The 18,208-nt window shown below is 73.5% G+C and carries 18 protein-coding genes and 1 tRNA gene; 11 read left to right on the top strand and 8 right to left on the bottom strand.

Annotation, left to right across the window (positions count from 1 at the left end; genetic code table 11):
* Positions 1–354: 354 nt before the first annotated feature.
* Positions 355–870 carry a hypothetical protein gene (locus IEY56_RS06005; protein WP_189036027.1) on the top strand — a complete coding sequence of 172 codons (516 nt, stop codon included), beginning with the start codon at positions 355–357 and terminating at the stop codon, positions 868–870.
* A gap of 390 nt (positions 871–1,260) precedes the next feature.
* On the opposite strand, the gene IEY56_RS06000 is transcribed toward IEY56_RS06005, so the two are convergent.
* Positions 1,261–1,476 (bottom strand): EF-hand domain-containing protein, encoded by a 216-nt coding sequence (locus IEY56_RS06000; protein ID WP_373292044.1) that lies wholly within the window; start codon positions 1,474–1,476, stop codon positions 1,261–1,263.
* 343 nt (positions 1,477–1,819) lie between these two features.
* Between IEY56_RS06000 and IEY56_RS05995 the strand changes: the two genes are divergently transcribed.
* Complete coding sequence (locus IEY56_RS05995; protein ID WP_189036025.1) at positions 1,820–2,590, top strand: M15 family metallopeptidase; 771 nt, start codon at positions 1,820–1,822, stop codon at positions 2,588–2,590.
* A 136-nt stretch (positions 2,591–2,726) separates the two neighbouring features.
* Here the strand turns inward: IEY56_RS05995 and selB are convergent, their stop codons facing one another.
* From selB to IEY56_RS05980, 3 genes are all read right to left on the bottom strand, one after another.
* Entirely contained in the window at positions 2,727–4,544 is a 1,818-nt protein-coding gene (gene selB, locus IEY56_RS05990; RefSeq protein ID WP_189036024.1) for a selenocysteine-specific translation elongation factor, read from the bottom strand.
* Between the two features lies 1 nt (position 4,545).
* Entirely contained in the window at positions 4,546–5,847 is a 1,302-nt protein-coding gene (gene selA, locus IEY56_RS05985) for an L-seryl-tRNA(Sec) selenium transferase (RefSeq protein ID WP_189036023.1), read from the bottom strand.
* A 10-nt stretch (positions 5,848–5,857) separates the two neighbouring features.
* Positions 5,858–5,951: transfer RNA gene (locus IEY56_RS05980), tRNA-Sec, on the bottom strand.
* A gap of 190 nt (positions 5,952–6,141) precedes the next feature.
* Here IEY56_RS05980 and selD point away from each other — a divergent pair.
* The 7 genes from selD (at position 6,142) to IEY56_RS05945 (ending at position 10,743) form a co-directional block, all read left to right on the top strand.
* Positions 6,142–7,185, top strand: a complete 1,044-nt coding sequence (gene selD, locus IEY56_RS05975) for a selenide, water dikinase SelD (RefSeq protein WP_189036022.1) — start codon at positions 6,142–6,144, stop codon at positions 7,183–7,185.
* A gap of 65 nt (positions 7,186–7,250) precedes the next feature.
* The gene (locus tag IEY56_RS05970) at positions 7,251–7,955 is read left to right on the top strand and encodes a hypothetical protein (RefSeq protein ID WP_189036021.1); all 705 of its coding nucleotides are present in this window, start codon (positions 7,251–7,253) and stop codon (positions 7,953–7,955) included.
* A gap of 4 nt (positions 7,956–7,959) precedes the next feature.
* A complete protein-coding gene (locus IEY56_RS05965) occupies positions 7,960–8,514 on the top strand; it encodes a MauE/DoxX family redox-associated membrane protein (RefSeq protein ID WP_189036020.1) in 555 nt (184 codons plus the stop codon).
* Positions 8,502–9,026, top strand: a complete 525-nt coding sequence (locus tag IEY56_RS05960; RefSeq protein WP_189036019.1) for a hypothetical protein — start codon at positions 8,502–8,504, stop codon at positions 9,024–9,026. Before IEY56_RS05965 ends, IEY56_RS05960 begins: the two co-directional genes overlap by 13 nt.
* Positions 9,026–9,967, top strand: coding sequence for a peptidoglycan-binding domain-containing protein (locus IEY56_RS05955; RefSeq protein WP_189036018.1), 942 nt, complete (start codon positions 9,026–9,028; stop codon positions 9,965–9,967). The genes IEY56_RS05960 and IEY56_RS05955 overlap by 1 nt, the downstream gene beginning before the upstream one ends.
* Entirely contained in the window at positions 9,967–10,149 is a 183-nt protein-coding gene (locus IEY56_RS05950) for a hypothetical protein (protein WP_189036017.1), read from the top strand. Before IEY56_RS05955 ends, IEY56_RS05950 begins: the two co-directional genes overlap by 1 nt.
* 117 nt (positions 10,150–10,266) lie before the next feature.
* Entirely contained in the window at positions 10,267–10,743 is a 477-nt protein-coding gene (locus IEY56_RS05945) for a hypothetical protein (protein WP_189036016.1), read from the top strand.
* Between the two features lie 288 nt (positions 10,744–11,031).
* Here the strand turns inward: IEY56_RS05945 and IEY56_RS28290 are convergent, their stop codons facing one another.
* The 4 genes from IEY56_RS28290 to IEY56_RS05925 all read right to left on the bottom strand — a co-directional run bounded on the left by IEY56_RS28290 (position 11,032) and on the right by IEY56_RS05925 (position 15,122).
* Complete coding sequence (locus IEY56_RS28290) at positions 11,032–11,325, bottom strand: hypothetical protein (RefSeq protein ID WP_229711645.1); 294 nt, start codon at positions 11,323–11,325, stop codon at positions 11,032–11,034.
* Between the two features lie 238 nt (positions 11,326–11,563).
* Complete coding sequence (locus IEY56_RS05935; RefSeq protein ID WP_189036015.1) at positions 11,564–13,000, bottom strand: GntP family permease; 1,437 nt, start codon at positions 12,998–13,000, stop codon at positions 11,564–11,566.
* Between the two features lie 279 nt (positions 13,001–13,279).
* A complete protein-coding gene (locus IEY56_RS05930; RefSeq protein ID WP_189036014.1) occupies positions 13,280–14,506 on the bottom strand; it encodes an FUSC family protein in 1,227 nt (408 codons plus the stop codon).
* Positions 14,507–14,729: 223 nt separating this feature from the next.
* Positions 14,730–15,122: a DUF2267 domain-containing protein gene (locus tag IEY56_RS05925; protein ID WP_189036013.1), complete on the bottom strand. Its 393-nt coding sequence runs from the start codon at positions 15,120–15,122 to the stop codon at positions 14,730–14,732.
* A gap of 447 nt (positions 15,123–15,569) precedes the next feature.
* On the opposite strand from IEY56_RS05925, the gene crtI reads away from it, so the two are divergent.
* Positions 15,570–17,129, top strand: a complete 1,560-nt coding sequence (crtI, locus tag IEY56_RS05920; RefSeq protein ID WP_189036012.1) for a phytoene desaturase family protein — start codon at positions 15,570–15,572, stop codon at positions 17,127–17,129.
* Complete coding sequence (locus tag IEY56_RS05915) at positions 17,126–18,202, top strand: phytoene/squalene synthase family protein (protein WP_189036011.1); 1,077 nt, start codon at positions 17,126–17,128, stop codon at positions 18,200–18,202. The genes crtI and IEY56_RS05915 overlap by 4 nt, the downstream gene beginning before the upstream one ends.
* Positions 18,203–18,208: the final 6 nt, after the last annotated feature.

Genomic DNA, 18,208 nt, shown 5'->3' with positions numbered 1-18,208 from the left:
GGCCATTCGGTGAGCTGGTGCTTCGGCGGCTGCGGGTACGTGCGCAGAGGTGTGTTCGCTATGACTCAGCCACCTGAGGACCGCTACGGCAGCCCTCGGTACGGAGCGCCTCCCCCACGGCACGTCCCCGGGCGGCCGCCCGGGCAGTTCCAGCCCGGACAGGCGCCGACCCCCGGGCTCGGATACTGGGATTCACCGGAGCAGCTTCCTCCGCTGCCGGAGCCCGGATGGCAGTCGTCTCCGCAGACGTCGCCGTACGGGTATGGGAACCGGTACGAGGAGGAGCCGCCGGAGTCCGGGCGGGGCGCTCCCCGGCGGGGCCCACGGCGGGCCCCCCGTTCGCGGACGAAGCGGATGGTTCTCATCCTCGGCGTCTTCGTCGTGCTGCTGATCGCGGCGAGCGGTGCCTACCTCCTCGTCGGGGGGCTGGGCCGCGGTGGTTCCGGCGGCGCGAACGCGCAGGGGGACGCCCCACCGGCACAGGGGAAAGCAAGCGAGCGGCCGGGGGACGGGAAGCCGGACGGAGCCCAGGGCGACGGCTCTCCGGGAACCCCCGAGCCGGGTGCCGGCGGGAAGGACTTCGTGGGCAAGTGGCAGTCGGGCGGCGGGGAGGCGCTGACGATAGGCAGAGCCGAGCGGGGGAAGGCCGCCGGCAAGAGCGCCGTCTCCTACGACCGTCCCGGCCGCCTCAGCACCTGCACCGGCGTCGGCGAAGCGCGCGAGTCGGGCAAGACGTTCCGGCTGGCGCTCAAGTGCCCCAACGGGAAGGCCAGAAGCGACCTCGGGGGCGACGCGGTCCGGTCCGGAAAGAAGCTCACCGTCGAATGGGACGGCGGCAGCCGCCAGACCTTCGCGGGAAAGGGCCCCTAGCGCGCCGCGCGGAGAAGGTGCGGACGGCGTTCGCCGTCTGAGGGCCTCCTCATGCAGAGGCACGCGAGCGTGGGAACCGGAACCGGGTCCCGCCCTGAGCTTCGCGCGGCGATCGGTGCGGCCGGGAGATCGACTGGGCGCCGGGCTGGAGCGGTGCGGCGAGACATACGGCTGGTCACGCGTGGAGGGCAAGCCTGTGTTCTCTCGCGAGGAGCCCGCAACCGCCTGCCGCCGCTCCGCGAACACGGTCGGGACGGCTGCGGTACCAGAACTCCGGGGGCCAGCACCCCCCTAGCGACTACTACTGCGTCGGCGCCGACGGCGGAGGCGCCGGAGCGGCGTCTCCGCAGTCGCCCGGCGCCGCGCGCGGGTCGACGGCGAACGCTGTGGTCAGCCGGCGCCGCCCTGCATCGGGGCCCAGAACTCCTCGAAGGACATCGTGCCGTCGCCGTCGGTGTCGAGCACGTCGATGAACTGCTGCGCCTGCTCGTCGGTGAGGTGCTCGCCGCGCAGCTCGGCGACGACCTGCTGGTACTCCTTGGCGGTTATCTGCCCGTCGCCGTCGAGGTCGTACGCATCGAAGACCTTGCGCGCGGCCGCTTTCATGTCCACCACGTGAGTTCGCCTTTCCTCGTTGGATGTCGGGCGATCCTACTGGTCGCCGATCGCCCGCAGCGCGGTCGGCATTCGGCCTCGTGCGGGCGTGAAGAGGCCGTGAGAGAGGCGTGGTCGGTGGCCGCGCCGGAAGAGTCCCGTCCGCAGTCCGTCCCGGACGGCGAGATGTTGATCGCGTCGCATGTCATGACCGGCGCGGGTTCCGCGGCAACAGCGACACCCGGTCGTACGTGCGCTTTTCACCGGTTCTTGACGTGTTCTTGACACTGACTGTGAAAGCGGTCACTCTCTTGCCTTCCATTCGGTGCCACCGCTCAAGGAGAGGCAACCCCACATGAGTTCACGTTCTGTCAGAGCCCTGTTGTCGGTACTGGCGGGTGCGGGCCTGGTGCTCGCGTCCCCCGCGGCCGTACCGGCGAACGCAAGCTCCGCACCGGCGACAGCCTCGAAGGCGGCCGTCGTCGACGGTTGCTACACCTGGAACGGAGCGCTCAGTGAAGGCTCGTCGGGCGAAGCGGTACGGCAGCTTCAGATCAGGGTCGCCGGTTACCCGGGGGCGGGCAGCCAGCTCGCCATCGACGGCCAGTTCGGGCCGGCCACCAAGGCCGCGGTGACGCGCTTCCAGTCGGCGTACGGGCTCTCCGCCGACGGCGTCGCGGGCCCGCAGACCTTCGAGAAGATCTACGCGCTGCAGGACGACGACTGCACCCCCGCGAACTTCACCTGGGGCGAGCTGAACCGCTGCAACTCCGACTGGTCGGGCGGCAAGGTCAGCGCCGCGACGGCCCGCGCCAACGCCCTGGTCACCATGTGGAAGCTGCAGGCCATGCGGCACGCGATGGGCGACAAGCCGATCACCGTCAACGGCGGCTTCCGCAGCGTCTCCTGCAACAGCGCGGTCGGCGGCGCGGCCAACAGCCGCCACATGTACGGACACGCGGCCGACCTGGGTGCGGGCTCCCAGGGCTTCTGCGCCCTGGCGCTCGCCGCGCGCAACCACGGCTTCACGGAGATCCTCGGCCCGGGCTACCCGGGTCACGACGACCACACCCACGTCGCCGGCGGCGACGGCCGGTTCTGGTCGGCTCCCAGCTGCGGCATGTGAGCTGAGACCCGGTCCCCCGGGTCCTTCACAGACGTCCGCCCGGTGCTCACCGGGCGGACGTCCGCTGTCCGCTGCCCCGTGGTCCGCGCGGACACGCATCGGGCCCGCCCCTGTCTGGCCGTCCGGGCCCGCGAGTTCAGTCTCCGGTGAGCGTGCGGCGGCCGGCGGCGTCTCTGCGGGTCAGGCCTGACCGGTCGAGGTGTTCCAGCAGCGGTACGGCCACGCGTCTGCTCGTCTCCAGCGCCCTGCACGCCTCACCTACCGTGAACGGGGCCCGCAGGTTCCGCAGTCGGGCCAGCGCCAGACCGGCCGCGTCATGAGGCAGCCAGACGTCGGCGTACCGGGCGAGCCGCCCCTCGCGGACCAGGAGCGCCAACGTCCCGCGGGAGAGGCCGAGTTCCTTCAGGCGCCCTTCGGTCGGGGCGCAAAACGGCGCGGCGCGGAAGTCCTCCAGCAGCGCCCGGGCGGCCTCGCCGACAGCCGGCGGCAGCGGGTCCCGGTCTCTCCGGGTATACAACCGCCCTTCGCTCACGCGCAGTTGACCCAGTGCGAGCGCCTCGACGAGGGCCGGCTCCGGGAGGCCGAGCTCCCGCTGCGCCTCCGTCACGGGGAGGCCCGGTTCGAGGGGACGGGCGATGCCGCAGGCCCTCACGGCGTCCAGGAGCCTCGCCCGCAGCCCGGCCGCGTGTACGGGATCGACCAGCCAGTCCCGCACGGCCACCACGCCTTCTGAACTGCCCGGCGCGGTACCGGGCGCGCGCACGGCGCCCGGTACCGGTGCGGCTCCGTCGTCGGGTATCCGCACGCCCATCGCCCGCAGCTCGTCCCTGCGCGCCATGCCCAACCGCCGTAGCTGCACGGACAGTTCGGTGCTCGCCGTCATGGTCGCCAACTGCCCGGCGCGTGCTGCCGCCGCGCCCCTGCGAGCCAGCGGCGGCGGCGCGACGTCCAGCACCACGGCGCCGGTCAGCAGCCGGGAGCCCGGGTCGCGTATCAGCAGCCGGTCGCCGATATGCAGGTCCAGCGGCGTCCGGAGCCGGAGCCTGGCGGCCGACCGCCCCAGCGGGCGGACCCGGGCACTCGTCATGGCCGTGCCGCAGTGGACGAGCGGTTCGGCGGGCAGCACCGCCGCGTCCGCGTCCAGCCGTACGTCCACGCTGTCCGTCCGCCGCCAACTGCCGGGCGTCACCAGGGCGTTGCCCCGCTTCACCGCCTCGCGCGGGGTGCGGCGCAGGTTGACCGCGACGCGGGCGGGCGCGGCCACCTCCTCCGTCGCGGCGCCCAGGCACTGGAGTCCCCGTACGGTCACCGGCCTGCCCTGCGGGGCGAGTTCGAGTTCGTCGCCGACCGCGAGACGGCCGGCGGTCAGGGTGCCGGTGGCGACGGTGCCCGCTCCGTCCGCTGTGAACACCCGGTCCAGCCACAGCCGGACGGGCGCGGCGGGGTCGGGAGGAGGGCCGCTCGCGTGCAGCGCGTCCAGGCGTTGCCGGAGGGTGTCGAGCCCGGCGCCCGTGCGCGCGCTGACGGCCACGGACTCGATGGAGGCGAGACCGGTGCCCGAGAGGTGCTCGCGGGCGTCGGCGAGGGCGCCTGCCGCGTCGGCGAGGTCCGCGCGGGTGATGGCGAGCAGGCCGCTGCGGACCCCGAACGCGCCGAGAGCCGCGAGGTGTTCACCGGACTGGGGCTTCCAGCCCTCGTCAGCCGCCACGACGAACAGGACGGCGGGCGCGGTGGCGATGCCGGCGAGGGTGTTGGCGATGAACCGGTGGTGGCCCGGCACGTCGACGAACGCCACCGGTGCCCCGCCGGGCAGCCGGGTCCACACGAATCCGAGATCGAGGGTGAGGCCGCGTCTGCGCTCCTCGTCGAGGCGGTCCGGGTCGCTGCCCGTGAGGGCGCGGAGCAGGCTGGACTTGCCGTGGTCGACGTGTCCGGCCGTGGCGACGACGAGCACGTCAGCAACTGCCGGGCTGCGCGGCCAGCACCGCGGCCGCGAGGGCGTCGTCGTCCTCGGGCTGGACCGTTCGGAGGTCGAGAAGCAGCCTCCGGCCGTGCCGTCGCCCCACCACCGCGGGACGGCCCCTCCGCAGGGGCGCGGCCAGTCCGGAGGGCAGGCTGACGGCAGCGCTCGGCAGGACGGCGGCGGGGGCTCCGCCGCCCCCGACGCGCGCCTCGCACGCCGTGGCGTCGGCGTCGACGCCCTTGTCGCGCAGCACTCGAGCGACGCTTTCCGCCCGGGCGCGGAGCCGGGCGGGGTCCGCGGTCAGCGCCCGCTCGACAGGCGGCGCCGGGCCGCGCAGGGTGGCCTCCAGCGCGGCCAGGGCCAGCTTGTCCACGCGGAGGGCCCTGGCGAGGGGGTGCCTCCGCAGCCGCGACACGAGTACCTCGCGGCCCAGGACGATGCCCGCCTGCGGTCCGCCGAGCAGCTTGTCCGCGCTGGCCGTGACGAGGTCCGCTCCCGCACGCAGCGCTGACGCCGCGTCGGGCTCGTCCAGCAGGACGGGGTGCGGCTTCAGCAGGCCGGAGCCGATGTCGTGCACCACGGGTACGCCCAGCGTGGCGAGCCGCGCGACGTCCACGGACGAAACGAACCCCGTGGTCGAGAAGTTGGACGGGTGCACCTTGAGGACGAACGCGGTGGCGGGGCCGATCGCGGCGGCGTAGTCGGCGAGATGGGTGCGGTTCGTCGTGCCGACCTCGCGGAGGCGGGCACCTGTGCACTCCAGGAGTTCCGGGATCCTGAACCCGTCGCCGATCTCCACGAGTTCGCCGCGGCTGACGACGATCTCCCGGTCCCGCGCGAGCGCCGTCGCGGCGAGCGTCAGAGCCGCGGCGTTGTTGTTGGTGAGATGCACGGCTTCGGCGTCGGGCACCGCGTCCGCGAGGGCCGAGAGGGCGCCGCCGCCGCGCGGGCCCCGCCTCCCCGTGGCCAGGTCGAACTCGACGTCGGTGCAGCCTGCCGCCGCGGCCAGCGCCTCCCGCGCGGCGGATGACAGTGGGGCGCGCCCGAGGTTGGTGTGGACGACGACGCCGGTGGCGTTGACGACCGACAGCAGCCGGGCGGCTGTCGGCGGGAGCGCGGAAAGGGCTGCCTGCGCAGCCAGTTCGGCATCCAGGCGGCCGTCGCGGACCAGCCCCAGCGCGGCGGTGACGGCCTCCTTCACCAGGGGCCTGCCCAGCCGTTCGCACGCGGCGGCGAGCACCGGGTCCGCGAGTACGGCGTCGGTGCGGGGCACGCGTCTTCTGTCGTCGTCCATCGGGACCTCCGCGGAGGCGTACGGGAATCGAACCCGCCTGACCGGGGTTCCCGGCCACATCGGTGTTGAAGACCGTGAGGGCCACCAGGCGCCTACCCGCCTCCGCCGCGCAGTATAGGTGCTGCCGCACAGCCGCTGACCTGCTGCCCCCGCACCCCGGGCGCGGGGTCGACCTCCGTGCTGCCGGACGCAGTTGAGAGAGCGCCGGAGGCGGGACGCGCGGGCGCGCCGTGGTCGTACGCGGAACGGGACGCGTCTGCCGCGCGGGCGCCGGCGGCATTAGGTTGAGCGCCCATGAGCGACCCGACATCCGAGAACCCGCCGCGCCTTACCCAGTTCGCCCACGGGGGCGGCTGCGCCTGCAAGATTCCGCCGGGCGAGCTGGACGCGCTGGTGGCGTCCGTGTCCCAAGGGCACGGCTCCGCCGTGGATCCGGCGCTGGAGCTGCTCGTCGGGCTCGACGGGGGCGGTGACGACGCGGCTGTCGTACGGCTCGACGGTGAACGCGCCGTCGTCACGACCGCGGACTTCTTCACGCCGGTGGTCGACGACCCGTACGACTGGGGCCGCATCGCCGCCGCCAACGCGCTCTCCGACGTCTACGCGATGGGCGGGACGCCTGTCGCCGCGGTGAATCTGCTCGGGTGGCCGCGGGAGAAGCTGCCGATGGAGACGGCCGCCCGGGTGCTGAGCGGCGGACGGCACGTCGCGCACTCGGCCGGTTGCCATCTCGCGGGCGGGCACAGCGTCGACGACCTGGAGCCGAAGTACGGCATGTCCGTCGTCGGAATCGTCGACCCGGAGCGGATGCTGCGCCTCGACGCCGCGTCGCCCGGTCTTCCGCTGACGTTGACGAAGCCGCTGGGGACGGGAGTGCTCAACGCACGCCACAAGGCGACGGGGACGGTCTTCCCGGAGGCGGTCGAGACGATGGCGGCGCTCAACCGCGACGCTTCGCGCGCCGCCGTGGAGCGCGGCATCAGGTCCGGCACTGACGTCACGGGGTTCGGACTCCTCGGCCACGCCTACAAGATGGCCCGCGCGGCGGAGGTGACGCTCGTGGTCGACTCCACAGCCGTGCCCTTGCTCGCGGGCGCTCAGCAGGCCGTCGCGGACGGCTACGTCAGCGGCGGCACGCGGCGCAACCTGGACTGGATCACGCCCTTCACGGACTTCGGATCCGCGTCCGGGTACGACCGGCTGCTGCTGGCCGACGCCCAGACCTCCGGCGGGCTGCTCCTCGCGGGCGAGCTGCCGGGGCATCCCGTCATCGGCGAGGTCCTCCCGCGAGGGGACTTCCCGCTGGTGGTACGGGGCACGGTCAGCACCGAGAATTGACAGTACATTGACAACCACTGACGGCTCTCATTACCCTCCGCTCACAATCGTCACAGAGGAGGGACATGGCATCGACTGCCACCGTCGACCATCGCGCCCTCGACGGCACCGCATACCGGCTCGCGTCCGCGCTCGACCTGGAACTGCCCGCCACCTCCGTCGCCGAAGTCACCGTCGGCGGACGGCTGTTGGAGCTGACCGCAGGACCGGCCAGGCTCGGTGAGGACATCGCCGCCTCTCTCGGCATCACCGAGTTCGAGTCGGAACTCTCCTTTCAGGGCGGCACACTTCGCACCGCGGTCAAGAGCGAGTACGACGCGCAGACCAAGACCGTCGAGAAACCCATGCTGGTCGTGTGGCAGGGCAAGCGGTTCTCCCTGGTGACCCGCCTGTACAGGCTGAGCCTGCGCGACGTGCTCGGAATGCTGCGGACCCTCAACATCGCCGAACACGACGAGGGCATCGCCTTGGCTCCGGAGCGGGCCGCGGGCAGCAGGTTCGCGCGTCCGGCGAGCGTCATCAAGGAGGTCCCGGGCGTCGGCCTCGTCGAGATGTCCAGGGTGACGGCGGAGCACACCGCGCAGCTCCCGCCCTGGAAGGGCGTCCAGGTCGAGAGCGGGGAGCTGTACCGCGACACCCTCTCCGACGGCAGCCCCTTCTTCGTGCTGTCCAGCCGCGACGTGTGGGCGACCGTCGTCCCGCTGGCGGACACTGACGTCGAGCGCGTACCGGACCGGGTCGGCCGGCTCACCCTGCGCCTCGCGGACTGACCGCATGACGACGTTCCTCGCCCCCGTGGCAGCCGGCATCGTGCTGTTCAGCCTGCTCACCGGCTGCGCCTCCCACGTTGCCGGGCCGCGCACCCTGCGCGACGCGCTGCGGAAGCACCGGGTGCTGCCCCGCCGTGCGGTCCCCGTCATGAGCGCGGCCGTGCCCGCGGCCGAAGGGCTGCTCGGAGCAGCGGGCCTGGCCGCGGTGGCGGCCGGCAGCCGGACGGGTCTTGTCGCCGTGATGGCCGCGAGCGCCGTGCTGTTCGGCAGCTACGCGGGCTATCTCCGGTACGTCCTGGCCACCGGCCGCGGCGGCCCCTGCGGATGCTCTCGGGCGGACATCCCGGTCAGCGGCTGGGCGGCGGGCCGCGCGCTCGTCTACGCGCTGCTCGCGGCGGGCGGCGCTGTCCTGGCCGGGTCGGCCGTGCCGTTGCCGTCCGGCCCCGCCGAGCTGACCACGGTGGCGCTCGCAGCCGTGACGTTCACCGGGCTGCTGTGGATCCTGCCGCTCGCCCTGCACAACCCCGCCGAAGGAGACACCTCGCCGTGGACTTCGTGACCAGCGCGCTCCTCGCCTCGTGGATCGCGATCGCCCTGCTGGCGTTCGTGGTCGCCGGGCTCGTCCGCCAGGTCCATCAGCTGTCCAGGGCCGGGACGGGCCCCGCGGGCGCGCCCGCGCGCCGCGCGGGCATCGAGCCGGGCCGCCCCGCCCCCAGGATCGGCGAACTGGCCGGCACCGGCCGGCCCGCCGTCCTGCTCTTCCTCAGCGACACCTGCCGCACCTGCGACGAGGTCCTGGAGGCGGCGGAAGGCTGGGCCGGGCGCGCTGGCGGCGAAGGCCCCGCGGTGCGGGCCGTGTACGCCGAGCAGTCCGTCACCGCCTCGGGCTCCGCGGTCCCGGTGCTGGCAGGCCGCGTGGACCTCTTCGAGGAGTACGACGCCCTCGCCACTCCGTACGCCGTGATCGTCGACGCCGCCGGCCGCGTGGCGCGCTCGGAGCCGGTGGGCTCCTCGTCGGCGCTGCTGGAGCTGCTCGATTCCGAACTTCCCGGCCCGGTTAGGAGCTCCTGATGCCCGCTCTCGACGAGATCCCGATGCTGCGCAAGCCGGGCGCCCCGGCGGCCGGCTCTCCCGCCGCGTCCCGGCCCCGCCGGACGGGACGCATGCGTGCTCCGGCGGGCTTCACGCTGCCGAGACGCCGCTTCGTGCAGGCCGTGACGGCCGTCGGCTTCGCCGCGCTGGGGGTCTTCTCCGTGACGCGGGAGGCGTACGCCGACGGCTACGACATCTGGACCGGCGACTGCCCCTCCTACGCGTCCGACCACGACTGCTCGCCGGGCTGCGGTCCGAGCACGGTGTTCGCCGAGTCCTGCGAGGAGAGCGGGGAGCACGCCGGCTTCCACAAGAACGACGGCGTGACGTGGACCCTGCGCCCCAACCAGTGCTATTCCGGCTCCTACGACGGCTGGCTGTGGCGCTTCACCGGGGCGTGCGGCGCCTGCGGCTGCGGCACGGAGCGCCGGTGCCACGACGGCTACCGCAGCACCGAGTCCGGCTGGGTCAAGTCCATCTGCCGCTACACCACCGACTGCGGCTGCCCCGGCAGCGTCACGTGGCCGAAGGTCGCGAGCGGCGCCAAGGGACCGGACGTCTACACCGTGCAGCACCTGGTCACCCACGGCGGCTTCTCCACCGAGGCCGACGGCATCTTCGGGGCTGACACCGAGGCACAGGTCAAGGCCTTCCAACTCGCCGCCGGACTCGCGGATTCGGGGACTGTCGACGCGGCCACGTGGCCCGAGCTGGCGGTGACCGTTCGCAACGGCGACAGCAACCACGCGGTGCGCGGAGCACAGCGGCAGCTGAAGAAGCACGGCTACGACGTCGCTGTCGACGGCGTGTTCGGACCGGCCACGGAGGACGGCGTCACCAAGTTCCAGACCCGGCACGAGATCGGCGCCGACGGCATCGTCGGCCCCGAGACCTGGCGCACCATGACGGGCTCCGCCTGATGCCCGAACGCGCGGAGCGGGCCGGCGGCCCGGTCGCCGTCTGGCGCGAGCGGGCGACGGACCCGGCGGCCGTGACCGGCGTGCTGGCGCTGGCGGCGCTCTGCGCCGCGCTCTACTCGCCCGCGCTGACGTGGGCCGTCACCGGCGGCCTCGCCGGGTTCTCGCTCTCCGGCTCCGTTTGAACCCGCAACAGCGCGTACGCGCTGGCCACGCCAGGTTGGCGGGCACTTCACCGGCAGGCCACCGTACTGGCCGTCCTCACCGCGGGTCTGCTCCTCGGCGCTCTGCTGTCGGCCGCGGTGCTCTGGCTGCTCTCCGGTCTGTTCGCACCGGTCCCCCGGGAGTGGCGGCACGCGCTGATCGTCGCGGCGGCCCTGGTGGCGCTGCTGCGCGACGCGGGCGTGCTCCGCTTCCCGATGCTGCAGAACGCCCGGCAGATACCGCAGGACGTCCTGCAGCGCGCCCTCATGCGCGGCACGCTGCAGTTCGGCTTCGAGCTGGGCACGGGTGTGCGCACCTACGTCTCGGCGAGCGCGCCCTACGTGATCGCGCTGGGGGTGCTGCTGACGGGCGGCGGCGTCATGACGGCGGTCGCAGCCGGTGCCGGCTTCGCCCTCGGGCGCGCCCTGACGCCGGTCACACGGCTGGCCTCGGGCGACGTCGCGGCCTGGGACGCCCGTTTGACGGACCGTCTGCCCGCGGTGAAGGTCGCGATCTGCGCGACGACCGCCGCGGCCCTCGCGTTGACGGGGTGGACGGCCGTGTGGGGCGGCTGACCGGAGGGGCGGGGCTCATGGGACCGCGCCCGGAGCGCGCCGAGACCGGCGGATCTTCCCTCTGTCGCACAGACGTCTGCGGGCTGTCGAGGGATCGGACGGTGGTCACCATCCGGTCTGCGGCTCGCCCAGAACCTCACTGCCGATGTACGCGGCGAGCTTTCGAACCCGGGGCAGGTCACCGGCCTCCCCCACGTGTACGAAGACGGTGTGGTGTTCGGCCCCCTCGCCCCAGTCATTGTGATCGCCGTGGAAGATGACGTGGACGCCGTCGTACTGCTTGATCCTCTAGAGGCTCGATTCCTGTTCGTCCGGCCACAGGCCCGCCCGTTCGACGGTGGCCATGCCTCGGCCGAGAGCCCTGACGAAGAGTCCCTCCACGCTCCCTGGCGTGACGTCCGCCATGACGTGCGGAGGCAGGTGCCGCTCCAGCGTGGTGTCGTCCGCCGCCGTCTCGTCGAGGTCGAACCGGAGACGCTCACCCGCCGGACCGACACGCGTGAAGCCCGCGTAGTCGAAGTGCGCCTCCGGCAGGACCACGGCCATGCGCCGGACGTCTGCGACGGTCCGCAGGTCGGCCATGAGCGCACCTCGCCGTCACACTTCGCCAACAGGCCCCGCAGGCGGACGGCTCGGGTGTAAGCCGAAGTCGCATCGGTGGTCCGGAGAACGGGATACGCCACGGAGTTGCCCATGCGCCCGAACCGTCCCACGGTCCCGCACGCCTGCGCCAGGGCCCGTCCCGGCCGATTCCGCCCGAGGGGCCCTGCGCGGGCGGTGCCGGGCGCGCGGGCCTCGAAGCCCCCGCGCCCGGAGCGCCCTAAGTCACCGTCCACAGCGCCGCCGCGACGACGAACGCCGCCACGCCGAGCGTCGTCTCCATCACGGTCCACGTCTTCAGCGTCGTCTTCTCGTCCATCCCGAAGAAGCGGCTGACGAGCCAGAAGCCGGAGTCGTTGACGTGGGAGAGCACGGTGGCGCCCGCGGCGACCGCGACGACGAGGAGAGCGATCTGGAAGTCGCCCAGGTTCGCCTCCCCGACAGCCCCGCTGATCAGCCCGGCCGTGGTGGTGAGGGCGACCGTCGCGGAGCCCTGGGCGACCCTCAGCAGCGTCGAGATGATGAACGCCTGGACGATCAGGGGCATCCCGAGACCCGCGAGCGAGCCGCTCAACGCGTCCCCGATGCCGCTGAGTTCGAGGATTCCGCCGAACATGCCGCCCGCACCCGTGATCAGGATGATCGAGCAGACCGGTCCGAGCGCCTCGTCCAGGAGCTTCGTGATCTGCGGCAGCGACGCGCGGGGGCGGCCGAGCACCACGATCGCGACGAGAACGGTGACCATGAGGGCCACCGGGGTGTCGCCGAGGAGCCCCAGGAACGCGACCCACGCGGCGTCCTTGTCGACGCTCTTCGCGGTGACGAGGGTCTCCATGACCGTGCCCAGGGAGATGAGCACGAGCGGCAGGAGCAGCAGGAGCAGCACCGTGCCGAAGGCGGGGGCCCGCCGGGCGCTCCCCTTCCCTCCGCCCTCGCCCTCCGGGCCGTCGGTCCCGTCCGCGTCCGAGTCGTCCCGGCCGTCGTTGATCTCGCCGAACAGCACCTCCGGTACGGAGACCTGGATGCGGGCTCCGAGGTAGCGCGCGACGGGCATGACGCCGGCGTACCAGGCGACCACGGCCACGGGGATGCCCACGAGCATCGTCACGGCGATGCTGCCGCCGAGGGCCTCCGCGGCCGCCACGGGTCCCGGGTGCGGCGGCACGATGGCGTGCATCGCTGCGAAGGCGCCCGCGGCGGGCAGCGCGTAGTACAGCAGCGAGCCGCCGAAGCGCCGCGCCACGGTGAGGATGATCGGCAGGAAGATGACCAGCCCGGCGTCGAAGAAGATCGGGAAGCCGAACAGCAGGGACGCCACGCCGAGGGCCAGCGGTGCGCGCTTCTCCCCGAACCGGGTGATGAGCGTGTCCGCGAGCGCCTGCGCGCCCCCGGTGACCTCGAGAAGCCGGCCCAGCATGACGCCGAACGCCACGAGCAGGGCCACGGGGCCGATCGTGTCCGCGAAGCCGTACATCAGCGCGTCGGGCACGTCGGCCAGGGGGAAGCCGACCGCCACTGCCGTGATCACACTGACGAGGACCAGGGCGATGAAGGCGTGCAGCTTCACTTTCATGATCAGGAACAGCAGCAGGGCCACCGCCCCCGCCGCTATCAGCAGCAGCGTGGCGGTGCCGTATGCCGGCTCGATCGCTTCCATGTGCAGGGGGCTCCCATTCCGGCGTCGCGAGTTCGTGACGCCCGCACGCCACTGGACTGCGCGCGGACCGTCGTGACTGGGCACTGTGCTGCCCCGCCGGGTGCCTAGGGAAGGGGTCGTGCGCCATTGATCGCTCGGGGCCGGAAGAAGGCGCCTCCGAGAGCGGGCATGACGGGCATACCCGGCAGGGGTCCGGCCCCGACCAGGCAGGGGAGCGCACGGCGCGAGGCCCGCGGACGCGCTCGGCCCCCGGCCGGCTCCCGCCGTCGGCTCTCCTGGTCAGCTCTCCCTGCGGCGGCGGCTCGGGCGGCCGCGGAACGGGATGGCCTGCGCGATCCGGGCCAGCCTGGGGGACTGCTCGCGGGTGTAGCGGTCGAGCTCCTCCGCGAGGCGCTGGGAGCGGTTCTCGACGGACAGCTCGTCGAGGATGCGGTCGATCTGGGCGAGCAGCGCTCCGCGCAGCTGCCACTGCTCCGGGTCGCGCCGTACGCGCTCCAGCAGAAGCAGCGCGAGCCGGTCCCGGGCGAGGTGCGCGCCGGACAGCTCTTCGACCAGCCGGGCCTCCGCGGTGTCCGCCTGTGAGCTGACGTCGGTGGTGACCAGCACGGTGAAGGCCCGCATCGCCCCGTCCAGATGGGAGTACACCTCGCCGAGGACGGCGGACTCCTCCTCGGTGACGAGGCGCTGCGTCTTGTGGGTACGGGCCAGGTCCGTGAACGTCCTGGCCATGACACGCAGGACGACCGCGCAGATCTCCAGGGTGTCCAGGCCGGTGCGCAGGACCACGCGGGACAGCAGGCCCTCCTTGACCCGCGGGTTGAGCTTCAGGCTCTCCTCGGCCTGGACGAGGGCCGCGTCCACCTCCGTGACGTCGTGGTCGAGCCGGCGGGCTTCCGCGAGCCGGCCCGCCGCGTCCTCGACCGGCCGGTGGCTGTCGAGCTCCTCGCCGATGAGACGCAGCAGGTGGCGGAGCCTGGCCCCGAGGTCCTCGATGGACTCCCCCGCGCTCTCGGTCCACACCGGCGGCACGAAGAAGACGTTGAAGAGGAGCCCCACGACCGCGCCGATCACCGTCTCCAGTACGCGGTCCAGTGCCGTGTCCGCCACACGCGTCACGCTGACGCCCAGGACCAGCATCGCGCTGATGGCCACCTCGGGGACGAACTCCTTCACCCGGACGAGGTGGCCGACCGACAGCGACGCGAGGATGAGCACCCCCAGCGACCACCAGCTCAACCCGACGAGGGAGCTGAACCCGACGGCCACCAGCACCCCTGCGACGACGGCGTTCACCCTGCGGATGCCGCGGGTGAGAGTCGCGTAGAGCGTGACCTGGACGACGAGCAGCGTGGTGAGGGGCGCGAGCAGGGGCACCTTCGCGTCGCTCAGCCAGAGGGCGGCGAGGTAGCTGAGGACGGCTGCGGCGGTGGACCGGACCGTCTGTACGACTGCGGGGTCGTGGCGGCGCCGGGCGAGGTCGGCGAAAGACTGGGGAAGATCCGGCACGCGCTGCCCTTCCCGGTCAGTGGAGGGGTCCGTGGGGTCCGTGAGATCCGTGAGGTCCGTGGCGGCAGGGAACAAGGCGACAAGGCGAGGGCGCACTGCCCGGCTGCCGCCGGGAGCGGTCGGTGCGGCCGTCCTTCCGGGGGCGCCCGGTCCGCACGGCTTCCGCGGCGGGCGCCGGCTCCGGACTAGCCGCTGAGCTCCGGACTAGCCGCTGAGCTCCGGACTAGCCACTGAGCTCCGGTTTGCCGAACAGGGGCGCGAAGCCGGACGGAAGCTGGCTGAGGACCTGGTTCAGCTCTCCGCCGGAGACCGCCTCCGCGAGCGTGGAGAGCACGGCGCTGGCGTCCCACTCGGCGGTCCGCGGCCGTGCGCCGGTGAGGCGGCCCACCCGCCGGAGGAACTCCTCGACGCCGAATATCCCTGCCTGCGTCCCGGCGCCGTCGATCAGCTGCCGGTCCAGCGGTTCGGGGAGCTGGGCGGCCAGGTCCTCCGCCTCGCTGCTCGTGATGCGGGAAGCGAGCACACGGAGGACGGACGCGGTGACCTCCTCGGCCTCCTCCTGGCCGTGGTACTCGCCGCGCTCGCGCATCTTGGCGAGGAACTCGTCGTGCCTCATGGCGACCCTCCTTCTCCCGGGACCCACTGCGTCGCGGGCGGCCGGGTTCCCTCCGCTCCCCCGCTCACGCCCCGCCGCGTCCGGCTCACCCGTGTGCGTGACGTGCGGGAGCGGGACGCGGCGGACCGGCCGATGCGCACCTCACTCGTTTCACCCGCCCACCGGCGCGCCATCGGCGGGCCTCCCCCGCACCAGGAGCCACGGTGGACTCCTGTCCCCGCTCCGGCTCTCCGCGGGCCGCGCGCTGGCTCTCGCGGCCGGGCGGTGCGCCGGACGGAGCCCGGCCTGTCGTCTCCAGCGTCCCCGCTGGGAAGGAGTCGTCGTGAGGCATCAACCCACCGGATCTCCCTGCGCCGCCCCCCACGGCTCCCCGCCCCGCTACCGCCTGCCCCGCGGCCTGCGGCCCCCGCTGCCACCGGGCCGGGGGAAGCGCGCGGGGGCCCGCCGATGAGAACGCTGCGCGGACGTACGGACCATGTCGTGATCGTCGGCGCGGGCCTGTCCGGGCTCTCGGCGGCGCTGCACCTCGCGGGCGCGGGCCGGAGCGTGACGGTGCTGGAGCGCGCGGACCAGCCCGGCGGGCGGGCCGGGCGCGTCGAACTCGGCGGCTACAGCCTCGACACCGGGCCGACCGTGCTGACCATGCCGCACCTCGTCGAGGAGGCCATGGCCGCCGCCGGATCGCGGATGTCCGACCACATCGAGTTGGTGCCGCTGCATCCCGCGTACCGCGGACGCTTCGCGGACGGCACCCACATCGACGTCCACACCGACGCCGAGGCGATGGAGGCCGAGGTCCGCCGGGCGGCGGGCGGCAAGGAGGCGGAGGGCTACCGGCAGCTGCGGCAGTGGCTGGAGCAGGTCTACCGGGCGCAGATGCGGTCCTTCATCGACGCCAACTTCGACTCCCCGCTCGGCCTGCTGACGGCCGACCTGGCTCGGCTGGCCGCCCTGGGCGGGTTCGGCACCTGGTACGGGCGGGTCGCGCGTTTCGTGCAGGACGAGCGGCTGCGCCGGATCTTCTCGTTCCAGGCGCTCTACGCCGGGGTACCGCCGCACCGGGCCCTCGCCGCCTACGCCGTCATCGCCTACATGGACACCGTCGCCGGCGTGCACTTCCCCCGCGGCGGCATGCACGCAGTGCCCCGGGGCATGGCCGCCGCGGCGCGGCAGGCCGGCGTCACGTTCCGCTACGGCGCGACCGTCACGGCAGTCGAACGCTCGGCGTCCGGGCGGGCGTCCTCCGTGCGGACGGCGGACGGTGAGCGCTTCTCCTGCGACGCGCTGGTACTCACCTGCGACCTGCCCGTGGCGCACCGCTTGCTGGGCGGGGCGCCACGGCGCGTGGTGCCGCTGCGCTACGCGCCGTCAGCCGTCGTGCTGCACACGGGAGGGAAGCGCCACTGGCCCGGTCTCGCGCACCACACCCTGTCCTTCGGCAGCGCCTGGCACCGCACGTTCCGTCAGCTGACGCGCTCCGGGGAGCTGATGAGCGACCCCTCGCTGCTGATCACCAGCCCGACCCGCACCGACGCGTCCCTCGCTCCGGAGGGCCGCCACCTGCACTACGTTCTGGCCCCCTGCCCCAACCTCGCGACGGGGCCCCACAACTGGCCCGCCATCGCGCCCCGTTACCGCGACAGCCTGGTGTCCGTGCTGCGCAGCCGCGGCCTGGACGGCTTCGGGGAGGACCTGGAGGTCGACCGCCTCGTGACACCCGCCGACTGGGCCGCGCAGCACCACGCGGCGGGCACCCCCTTCTCCGCCGCGCACACCTTCGCGCAGACGGGCCCCTTCCGGACGCGCAACCTGCCCGCCGGCTGGGACAACGTCGTACTCGCCGGCTGTGGCACCACTCCCGGCGTCGGCGTCCCCACCGTCGTCATCTCGGGGAAGCTGGCCGCGGCCCGCGTCACCGGCGTCCACCACCGCGCGCCGACGAGCCCCGCGGTGCCGGCACCGGCCACCCCGACGGCGGCCGGCCCCCGGAAGGCGGGCGCCCGATGACGTCGCGCGAGCTGACCGCCGCGGGCATCGGGGACCCGGCGCTGCGCTCCGCCTACTCGCGGTGCCGCGACCTCAACTCCGGCCACGGGAAGACGTACTTCCTCGCCACGAGGCTGCTGACGCCCGTCCAGCGCCCGGCGATCCACGCGCTGTACGGGTTCGCGCGCTGGGCCGACGACATCGTCGACGCCCCCGACCCGGCCCTCACCGCGGAGGAGCGGGGCGCCCGCCTCATGCGGCTGGACGCGGAGCTGCAGTCGGCGCTGCGCATCGGGCACAGCAGCCACCCCGTCGTGGCGGCGCTCTCCGACACCGTCCTCCGGTACGGCATCGACCCCCGCTACTTCACCGCGTTCATGCAGTCCATGCGGATGGACCTGCACGTCACCGAGTACGGCACCTTCGAGGAGCTGCGCGGCTACACCTACGGTTCGGCCGCCGTGATCGGGCTGGAGGTCCTTCCCGTCCTCGGCACCGTCGTTCCCGGGCCGGAAGCCGAACCGCACGCCGAATCCCTCGGCCTGGCCTTCCAGTTGACGAACTTCCTGCGGGACGTGGGCGAGGACCTGGACCGCGACCGCGTCTACCTCCCGCAGGACCTGCTCGCCGCGCACGGCGTCGACCTGGGCCTGCTGCGCTGGTGCCGGCTCCACCGCCGCACCGACGCGCGGGTACGCGCCGCGCTGCGCGACTTCAGCGCCACCACCCGGGGCGTCTACGGGCACGCCGCCCTCGGCGTCCCCATGCTCCATCCCGTCTCCCGGCCGTGCGTGGGGACGGCACTGGTGCTCTACCGGGCGATCCTCGACGAGATCGAGAAGGCGGACTACGCGATCATTCACCGGCGCACCGTCGTCCCGCGCGGCCGCAGAGCGCGCGCGGTGCTGCCCGCACTCGCCAGGATCGCCGCGCTGCGCACCCGGCACGCGCTGCAGGCCCCGCTGCCGGCGCCGCCGCCGTGGAGCGGCGCACCAGCGCTCCAGGCGCCGTCCGCCGCACCGGCGCCCGGGAGCGACGGCGGGAGGAGCGGCGACGGGGACGGCGACGCTCCCGGAACGAGGGTGATGTCGTGAGCGGCG

The sequence above is a fragment of the Streptomyces daqingensis genome (assembly GCF_014645895.1).
Taxonomy (GTDB): Bacteria; Actinomycetota; Actinomycetes; order Streptomycetales; family Streptomycetaceae; genus Streptomyces; species Streptomyces daqingensis.
Note: the sequence above shows the minus strand (reverse complement) of the source record. Positions and strands in the feature narration are given on the sequence as shown.